We start from the raw sequence: 8,793 nt of genomic DNA, 5'->3' as shown, positions 1-8,793 counted from the left end.
TCAAAGGCTCAATGTTCTCCCTCAGAAGCTCAACATTCACCCTCAGAAGCTCAACGTTCACCCTCAGAAGCTCAACATTCACCCTCAGAAGCTCAACATTCACCTTCAGAGGCTCAACATTCACTTTCAGAGGCTCAACTGCAACAATATTAACTTTGCAACCATATCAACAACTAGAAACCCGATATATGCTTGGACACTAAAGATAGCCATCTATGGTATAGAAATGTATAGAATCTTGTAAAGATATAAAATATAGTTGTTAAATGCACACATTTCTAGCTTCTTCCTCAATGCAGGTGTCTGTACCACCAAATCACTTTCAGCCAATGAAGATTGTCGCACTGGGGGACAGCTTAATTTATGGATTTGGTGATCCGGAAAAAGGAGGTTGGATTGAGCAACTACGGCGATGGTGGATGTTGCCGGATAGTGCGGGTCATGTTCTTTATAATTTAGGGGTAAGAGGCGATCGCACGCAACAAGTAGCCCAAAGGCTAGAAGTTGAGTTCCGCCACCGGGGTGAACTGCGAAATCGTGTTCCCGACTTGATTATTTTATCCGTAGGCGTGAATGACTCAGCCCGGTTGGCGCGTCCCGATGGCCGAAGTTACACAGATTTTACCGGATTTGAAAAGGAAATTGCTTCTCTGCTAGATTTAGCACAGCAACTATGTCCTGTGTTATTTGTAGGCATGGTGCCAGTGGATGAAGCCAAGATGCCATTTTTAGATTGTTTTTACTATAATCATGCCGATCAGTATCGCTACAAAGAAGCAACTCGAATTGCTTGTACAAAACGGCAGATTCCCTATTTAGATATTTTTGAGCAATGGATGGAACGTGGTGAAAATTGGCGGCTTAAACGCTTGAGTGAAGATGGTCTTCATCCCAATACACTGGGTTATCAAGCTTTGTTAGAAGATGTGATCAATTGGGATGCTATAGCAACTTACCATTCTAAATTTGATTACCACCTGAAGCGATCGTAATCAGATAAATATGTTGATGCCTTGGAGCTAATCTAATATTCTCGTATCTCCCATCCTTGCAAAAAGCACTACAATAGTGCTGAATTTTTAAATCCATCTTTTCCCTATTTTTTATTCAGCGCTCCTATGACACCAACTTTATTTGGTCGTTGGCAAACTCGATTATTATTACTTGCAACGGTGGGCGTACTTGTGTCTTTGCCCTTTGTAATGGGTTTGATTGGTTCTAGTGCTAACTCGGTTTATTTTTGGATACTTGGTTATGTTACCGTCTTTGGTTTAGGTTGGGATGTGCTATATAACTATCTCCAAAAATTACGATGGGACAGGGACTGGCCCGCAGCCTATCAACTCTTAGCTGGTATATGGGAATTAGTATTTGTGTTCTGTGGAGTAAAACTATTTGGTTTTTTACCAATACCTTTACCTAAAGAAGAACTACCGTTAGCAGTTTTTTTATTGCACTATAGCGTCGTGTGGGTAGCAGTTTTTATTAGTTCACAAAGCCTGATGCGAATTATCTTTCCCCGTTGGCGTTTCCGGGGTGGAGAGTGGTTGTAATATCGTGTCCGCAAATGACCTAACCCCCTAACCCCCTTCCCGAAGCGGGAAGGGGGAAAAATTCAAATAAGCGTATTGGTTTATGGTCTAGACACAAGTCTCTTGGCCTGTTATGTCAATGCATCAGCAATACATCGGTTTCTAAAAATTAACTTACAGATGGCGGTTTCAGTTTGGATGCAATATGTTGTATTGACGTACAGTTGTATGCATTTTTATGAACAATAGGGGAGTTGTAGCAACGGCCCTATCTGATCAAATTAAAAACAAGTATCTTATGTTTCCAAAATTAGCAGTTGTGCTGATGTAGTCATCTATGGGAAAAACAGGACAAGCTTTGGAGTTTCGGGAGATTCTTCAATGCAGAGACGCAAATTAAGGAAGTGCAATGTCAAATTTTGATCTGGTTATTCAGCTATTTCTGCAACTTACAGTTATTTTAGCCACTTGTCGCATCGTCACGATTTTAGGACGCCGCTATCTTGGTCAAACCGATGTTGTTTGCGAAATGATTGCAGGCGTAATGCTAGGCCCATCTCTTTTGGGATTGATTGCACCGAATTTTCAGCAATGGTTGTTTCCTAAGCTTCCCATTATTACTGCTGTAGGACTAAAGATACCCAACCCATCAATGTCGATTTTATATGCTATTAGCCAGATTGGGTTGGTAATTTATATGTTTTTAATTGGTTTAGAGTTCAACACCAAACTCTTAAAACATCATATCAAAAGTGCAAGTTTGCTATCTGCTGCCGGGATTATCACTCCTTTTATTTTAGGAGCGATCGCTTCTTTTTGGTTTTATCACAATGGCGATTTCTTTCAACCAAAGGTAACACCTTGGTCAGCCGCTTTGTATCTGGGTGCGTCGATGACAATTACGGCTTTTCCGATGTTAGCTCGTATTCTTTACGAACGCGGTCTTGCACAAACCCGCTTCGGTACTTTAGCTTTAGGTGCAGCATCGGTAGATGATGGAGTTGCTTGGTGTTTGCTGGCGATCGTGCTTGCTAGTGTGAAAAATTCTCTGAGCATCGCCATATTAGCAATTGGTGGTGGCATTTGCTACGTGCTATTTGCGATTTTTATCGGACAACCTCTACTGAGAGTGTTCACCCGCATGACAAAATGCGATGCAGGTGTGAACAGACAAACCCTAACTTTAATGTTGATAATTTTGATGTTTTGTGCATGGTTTACCGATGTCACAGGCATCTATGCAATATTTGGTGCTTTTGTGCTGGGAGCAGTGACACCACGCCAAGAATTCGCCCAACAAATTCGCCAATATACAGAGTTTTTAACTACTTCTTTTTTGCTACCGATATTTTTTGTCTTCTCTGGACTGAATACTAAAATCGGACTGATAAACACTCCTACTTTGTGGGGAATTACGCTTTTAATTATTGCGATCGCAATTCTCGGCAAAGGTATTGCTTGTATGTTGGCTGCAAAATTTGCGGGGGAAAATTGGCGCGAATCTGCAACTATCGGCGCTCTGATGAATGCTCGTGGTTTGATGGAGTTAATCATCCTTAATATTGGTCTTGAACAAGGTATAATTACCCCAACTTTATTCACTATCATGGTTATTATGGCAGTCATTACTACCCTCATGGCATCACCATTGATTGCCTTTTTGTTGCACGGGACAAGCTATGAGAAATCTTCTGCTTAAGCAAATTTAAATATAAGATTAATTAGCTAGTAATTGGGTAAAATTCTCTGCTTTGACTCTGGCTATAATCACTAATTTGTTTGTATTGGCGTTTCAGCGCTACTACGAAATTACTGCTGATTAACTAATTTTATTACTATCGTTAATTCGGAAGTTATTTGAGATATAGCTACTAAAACTATCAAAATTAATGTTTCACAGCTACAACTGCATCGTAACAATAATTGACATAACAACGAAGCAGAAATTAACCTTGGGTGTATCTAACAAGCTTGACATTTTGCAGTCTTTTAAAGAATCATCTTAGAGAAACCAGATAGTTAATTTTGAAGAAACCATGCACATAGTTATTCTCGTTCTGGTTGAGGTGCTGATTGTTATTGGACTTTCAAGGCTAGTAGGGCTAGGATTCCGTTCCATTAAGCAACCTCTGGTAATTGGTGAGATTGTCGCCGGGATTATGCTTGGCCCATCTTTATTTGGTTTAGTTGCTCCCGATGTAGCAGTTACCTTGTTTCCACCAGAAACTTTTCCTTTTTTAAATGTTTTGTCTCAGGTGGGACTAATATTTTTCATGTTTCTGATTGGACTAGAACTAAATCCCAAATACCTCAGCGGACAATTAGAAGTAGCAGTTTTAACTTCTCATGTCAGCATTTTGGTGCCGTTTTCTCTAGGAACATTGCTAGCGGTGGTACTTTATCCCCTAGTTTCCAATGCAAGTGTATCATTCACCGCCTTTGCCTTATTTTTGGGAGCGGCGATGTCGATTACTGCCTTTCCAGTGTTGGCGCGAATCATTACTGAAAACAATTTACAAGGAACGCGTTTAGGAACGTTGGCGTTAACTTGTGCAGCAGTGGATGATGTGACAGCTTGGTGTCTCTTGGCAGTAGCGATCGCAGTTGCTCGAACTGGTGACTTTGCTGGTGCGATACCGACAATTATCGCCAGCATAGTTTACATCGGCTTGATGTTGACGGCGGGACGTTGGTTCCTCCAACGCCTTGCCAAACACTACCTCCGTGCAAGACGACTCAGCCAACTACTGCTAGCTGGGATTTATATGGCAGTGGTTGCGTCAGCATTAATCACCGAACTAATTGGGATTCACTTAATTTTTGGGGCATTTTTACTGGGAGCAGCCATGCCCAAAAATGAAGATTTAGTGCGGGAATTGGCAGTAAAAACGGAAGATTTTGTCCTAATTTTCTTACTGCCAATATTTTTTGCCTACAGTGGTTTAAAAACGCAGATTGGCTTGCTCAATCGTCCCGAATTGTGGCTTTTGTGTGCGTTGGTTTTAGGAGTGGCGATCGCAGGCAAATATGTTGGTACTTATGTAGCGGCCCGTGTCAGTGGAATTAATAAACGGGAAGCCTCGGCACTCGGTTGGTTAATGAATACTCGCGGTTTAACCGAACTGATAGTACTAAACATTGGTCTAGAGTTAGGGGTAATTTCCCCCTTAATATTTACCATGCTGGTAATTATGGCATTGGTAACTACATTCATGACCTCGCCACTGCTGGAATGGACATATCCGAAAAAGCTGATCAGGTTAGATGTCGTGGAACCAGAGACAGAAGCAGAAACAGGTATAGATACCTCTGCTGGAAGTGGAACTTCCCCTCATCCTTTCCGAATTTTGGTGCCAGTGGCTAATCCAAGTACCCAAAAAGGTTTAGTACAGTTGGCAGTAGCATTGGCGCAGCCCGCACTTCGACAAAGCTCAATGACCACCGTAGGTATCGCTCTCAATTACCGATATCCTGCCATTGTTAACCCTCTTAGCCTGATTGAATTTCAAGAAGATTATGCTTTTGAAAGTACCCCAGTTGAAGCAGATCGATTAATCGCCCAGCGCCGCCAGCAGCTAGAAGAATTAATTAATACTCTCGAACCGCCAGAAACTCGTACTTGTGTGCATCCTATCGTTCGCATATCCAGCAACGTTGCCCGCGAAACAGCACAGATTGCTACATCAGAACAAGCTAATTTAATTCTTGTCGGCTGGCATCGGCCAGCTTTTAGTAGTAATCGTTTAGGTGGACGAGTCGGACAAATGCTTACCACTGCACCAGTGGATGTAGCAGTGTTTGTAGATAAAGGCAAAGAGCAATTAGAAAGTTTATTGGTACCTTATTCAGCCAATATCCATGATGATTTAGCACTAATACTAGCTCTGAGACTGTTAATCAATCGTGAGACTTGTATGTTGCAGATATTACAGATAGTAGCAAATCAAGCTAAGGAAGAATTGAGTTACGAACTGCACATGATGATGGAACAATTGCCCACCAGTGTACGCGATCGCATTGAAATCAAAATTATCGAAGCCCCAGAACCAATCCAAGCCGTAATTCAAGCTTCAGAAGGTGTTGACCTAACTATTGCTGGCACTAGCCGCGCTTGGGGTATCGAGCGCCAAACCTTGGGAAGATATACAGATCAACTAGCTATCCAATGTCGTTCCTCCTTGCTGATTACCCGCCGTTACAGCCAAGTCACCGCTCACCTTGCCTCTATGCTTCCTGAGGTTAGTAGTCAAGAGCCAACATTGAGGAGTTGAAATTCATGAATCATTTCAACTTCAAATCTTTAACTTTTTACGGAGTAGCAATAATTTCAGTGCTACTGTTGTTTAAAACTGTCAGTGTTTATGGGGAAAACAATCTCAAGGCTCCTCCTCCAGTTAACGGGCGGTATCGTCTAACCCTGTCAGAGAATTTGCCGAACTGTGAAAAATCAGATACTCTGACGTTAAACATTGAGCAGTCGGGTATTTACTTAAATGCCTCTCTATTACCAGCAAACGCTAATCCCAATACTGACGAAAAGCACTCTCTGGCAGGCATCTTCCGAAATCAACAGTTAAATTTATCTGGAAAAGTTGGTAAATCAATCCTTTGTAATATTCCTCGCCCCCAAAATGATCCTCTGAACTCAGTCACAATTCAAATGCAACTTGTGGATAAAGGTAATATGACAGGTCAATTAACTGTAAAGGGCATTCCACAAGCTCTGAAATTTACTGCTGTGCCCCAAAAAGCTAATTGAATTGGGGAGTGGGTAGAGACGCGATTAATCGCGTCTCCAGGATTGGAAGCGCGAAGTAAACAGCAATGTGAGCGCATTGTATGGGTTTTATGGAGCAGATAAAAAGAATGAATCAGGGACTAAAGACTAGGCAATTTTGCCAATGGCGCAAGCAGCTATTTAGCATCAGTCTATTAGGCTTTTGTGCAGCGATCGCCCTCGAAACTTGCACTACTGCTGCGACACCAGTGGCAAAGCTAGAAAATTGGCGTTTTTCCCCCAAGACACAGCAACTCGAAATCACCCTTTCAGCAGGCACAACCCCTCATTATTTCTACCTTACCCAACCCTCCCGTCTTGTTGTAGATATACCGAATACTAAGTTGGGCAAAGTTACCACACAACAAAATTATTCTGGAGCAATCAAAAGTATTCGTGTTTCTCAACTGAATGCAAATGATATACGCATTGTCCTAGATTTAGCACCAGGGACTGTTTTTAATCCCAAACAGGTACAACTGCAACCCATTTCCCGAAAAAACTCCACTCGCTGGGTATTACGCCCGGTTATTTCTGGTAAAACTACTGCCGTGAAACCAGGAAAGTCCCCACCTTCAGCCAAGAAACAACCTCAAACACTCCAAAAGCCGCCTAGTAACCCACCCGTAACTACTAATCCACAATCGCCCTTACTGACAGTTCCCTCTCCATCCAATGAACTGCCCTCAACAATTACTACTAACTCAGGGCAGCCTTTTGTCACCGTACCTCCTTTAAATCAAAATACATCCTCTCCCTCTCAACAACCTGCTTCGATTCTTCCCCCTCCTTCTTTCCCAAATCAACCAGATAATTTAAATAACATTCCTCCTTTGGGAATGTCGGAATTTCCAGTTCCAACAATCCCCAATGCTCCCGATCCCCAGATCATTGAGTTTGGTCAACCTTTACCCAAAACTAAATAAAAATAGGGAATTGGGCATGGGGCATGGGGCATGGAGAAGAGACAAGGGAGACAAGGGAACTGGACTTTAGACTAAAGCATGAAAAATGACCCAACGATGCTGGGTTAAATAAATTTAAACTAGAAAATATGAAAATAGCTAAACTAAGCAGATTTAGTCGGCTGCTTAGTTGGCTTAGAAGTACGTTTTCTAACAACGTTTTAGTCTAAAGTCCAGATCCTAAAGGGCTTCTAGGCTATTTTCTGCGACCACTGGCAAATGTAGCGATCGCCGCCGTTTTGAACAGGGGAGCAGGGGAGCCGGGGAGAGGTTATGCCTTAGAATTTGTTAACCGACACCCTCAAACACAGAAAGAAAAGTCTGCACTCTTTCAATAATTTCAGCTTTCTGTTCTTCTAATTTAAATTTAACTTATGCTTCAGTTAAATTTAACCATATAAAGAATTATGTAAACTTCTATTTATTTTTTTTTGCAAATAAATACGAATGATAATCTGCTATCAAATGCTGGAATCTATTTTGTTTGATTTGTTTTTCAATACCAAAAAAGTATATATCGGTCAACCAAAAACTATCCAAATACATATTGAGAATGAAATAGTCTTATTGACATGATGCGGTCGCCCTGTATTGTCTCCCCGCCAGAGTGCTAACACCATTAGAACAACTAATCTCCATGAAAAAAATTTTTGGTTTGCTTATTGTTAGTTCCAGTTTGCTCTTGGGTTATTTTGCTCCCATGCAAGAATCTGCAATCGCTGAACAAACTTGCCCCAACGTCAGAGGTTTGTGGAAAAGAGCAGATGGTATTATTTGGAATTTTACCCAAAACAGTTGCACTTTAGGGGGTACGATAACCGATGCCCCTGCTTTTATTCATACAATAAGTGGTGTGTTCTTTGATAATCGCACTGCTGACGCTGTTGTAAGTCGTACCAATCTTTCAACTGGTTGTCAGACAAAGCTGTATAGTACACTTACTGTTCTTAGTGTGCCAAATCTTATTAGAATTAACACATATTCAACAGACGGTAAATGCGATCTATCCCAGAATTTTACTGAAGATTATGTTTATACAAAACTTTGATTAATTATAGGAAACTGGTGCTAATTGTAATTTAACCCTCTTCCAAGAATGATAATCATTCTGAAGCGAAGGAGATGCTCGTCACGCCTGCATTATATCAATTAACTTGACGATAAAATTGATTTGACTTTTTTGACATTCTGAAGATTATGCCTGTTAGTGATGAAAAGACATAACCTAAGAAACTGCGATCGCCTGTATACCTATACAAGAGGGTTAAGTAAAGAAGCCAAGGAGCGTACCAGCTATCACTATACAACAGGGTTTAATGAGACACGGCGATAGTCGCAGATGCCAGTCAGCCAGTCGGGGAGTCACGCGATCGCCTATACAAGTATCTCTATACAAGAGGTTTTGAGAAAGTAGGGTTATACCTATACAACAGGGTTTAATGAGACACGGCGATAGTCGCAGACGCAGAGCACTTGGGGAGCAGGGGAGCAGGGGAGCAGGGGAGCAGGGGAGTTGGGC

7 protein-coding genes are annotated in these 8,793 nt (G+C 41.6%); all 7 read left to right on the top strand.

The features are described from left to right. Positions 1-266 precede the first annotated feature (266 nt). The 7 genes from ACFFAP_RS31900 to ACFFAP_RS31870 all read left to right on the top strand — a co-directional run bounded on the left by ACFFAP_RS31900 (position 267) and on the right by ACFFAP_RS31870 (position 8,322). Positions 267-992 carry a GDSL-type esterase/lipase family protein gene (locus ACFFAP_RS31900; protein WP_375514973.1) on the top strand — a complete coding sequence of 242 codons (726 nt, stop codon included), beginning with the start codon at positions 267-269 and terminating at the stop codon, positions 990-992. A 126-nt stretch (positions 993-1,118) separates the two neighbouring features. Beyond that, the gene (locus ACFFAP_RS31895) at positions 1,119-1,553 is read left to right on the top strand and encodes a hypothetical protein (protein ID WP_375514972.1); all 435 of its coding nucleotides are present in this window, start codon (positions 1,119-1,121) and stop codon (positions 1,551-1,553) included. A gap of 388 nt (positions 1,554-1,941) precedes the next feature. Continuing rightward, a complete protein-coding gene (locus tag ACFFAP_RS31890) occupies positions 1,942-3,231 on the top strand; it encodes a cation:proton antiporter (RefSeq protein ID WP_375514971.1) in 1,290 nt (429 codons plus the stop codon). 337 nt (positions 3,232-3,568) lie between these two features. After that, the gene (locus ACFFAP_RS31885) at positions 3,569-5,803 is read left to right on the top strand and encodes a cation:proton antiporter (RefSeq protein ID WP_375514970.1); all 2,235 of its coding nucleotides are present in this window, start codon (positions 3,569-3,571) and stop codon (positions 5,801-5,803) included. Between the two features lie 5 nt (positions 5,804-5,808). Continuing rightward, on the top strand, positions 5,809-6,291 hold the full coding sequence (locus ACFFAP_RS31880; RefSeq protein WP_375514969.1) for a hypothetical protein: 483 nt from the start codon (positions 5,809-5,811) through the stop codon (positions 6,289-6,291). A gap of 107 nt (positions 6,292-6,398) precedes the next feature. After that, positions 6,399-7,235, top strand: a complete 837-nt coding sequence (locus ACFFAP_RS31875) for an AMIN domain-containing protein (protein ID WP_375514968.1) — start codon at positions 6,399-6,401, stop codon at positions 7,233-7,235. 676 nt (positions 7,236-7,911) lie between these two features. After that, complete coding sequence (locus ACFFAP_RS31870; protein WP_375514967.1) at positions 7,912-8,322, top strand: hypothetical protein; 411 nt, start codon at positions 7,912-7,914, stop codon at positions 8,320-8,322. Positions 8,323-8,793: the final 471 nt, after the last annotated feature.

The organism is uncultured Nostoc sp. (assembly GCF_964245575.1).
GTDB lineage: Bacteria > Cyanobacteriota > Cyanobacteriia > Cyanobacteriales > Nostocaceae > Nostoc.
This window is presented reverse-complemented; position numbering and strand designations above follow the sequence as displayed.

Bases quoted from the DNA above. Each gene is read 5' to 3' on its own strand.
- ACFFAP_RS31900 (WP_375514973.1), top strand. From the start codon at position 267: ATGCACACATTTCTAGCTTCTTCCTCAATGCAGGTGTCTGTACCACCA.
- ACFFAP_RS31895 (WP_375514972.1), top strand. From the start codon at position 1,119: ATGACACCAACTTTATTTGGTCGTTGGCAAACTCGATTATTATTACTT.
- ACFFAP_RS31890 (WP_375514971.1), top strand. From the start codon at position 1,942: ATGTCAAATTTTGATCTGGTTATTCAGCTATTTCTGCAACTTACAGTT.
- ACFFAP_RS31885 (WP_375514970.1), top strand. From the start codon at position 3,569: ATGCACATAGTTATTCTCGTTCTGGTTGAGGTGCTGATTGTTATTGGA.
- ACFFAP_RS31880 (WP_375514969.1), top strand. From the start codon at position 5,809: ATGAATCATTTCAACTTCAAATCTTTAACTTTTTACGGAGTAGCAATA.
- ACFFAP_RS31875 (WP_375514968.1), top strand. From the start codon at position 6,399: ATGAATCAGGGACTAAAGACTAGGCAATTTTGCCAATGGCGCAAGCAG.
- ACFFAP_RS31870 (WP_375514967.1), top strand. From the start codon at position 7,912: ATGAAAAAAATTTTTGGTTTGCTTATTGTTAGTTCCAGTTTGCTCTTG.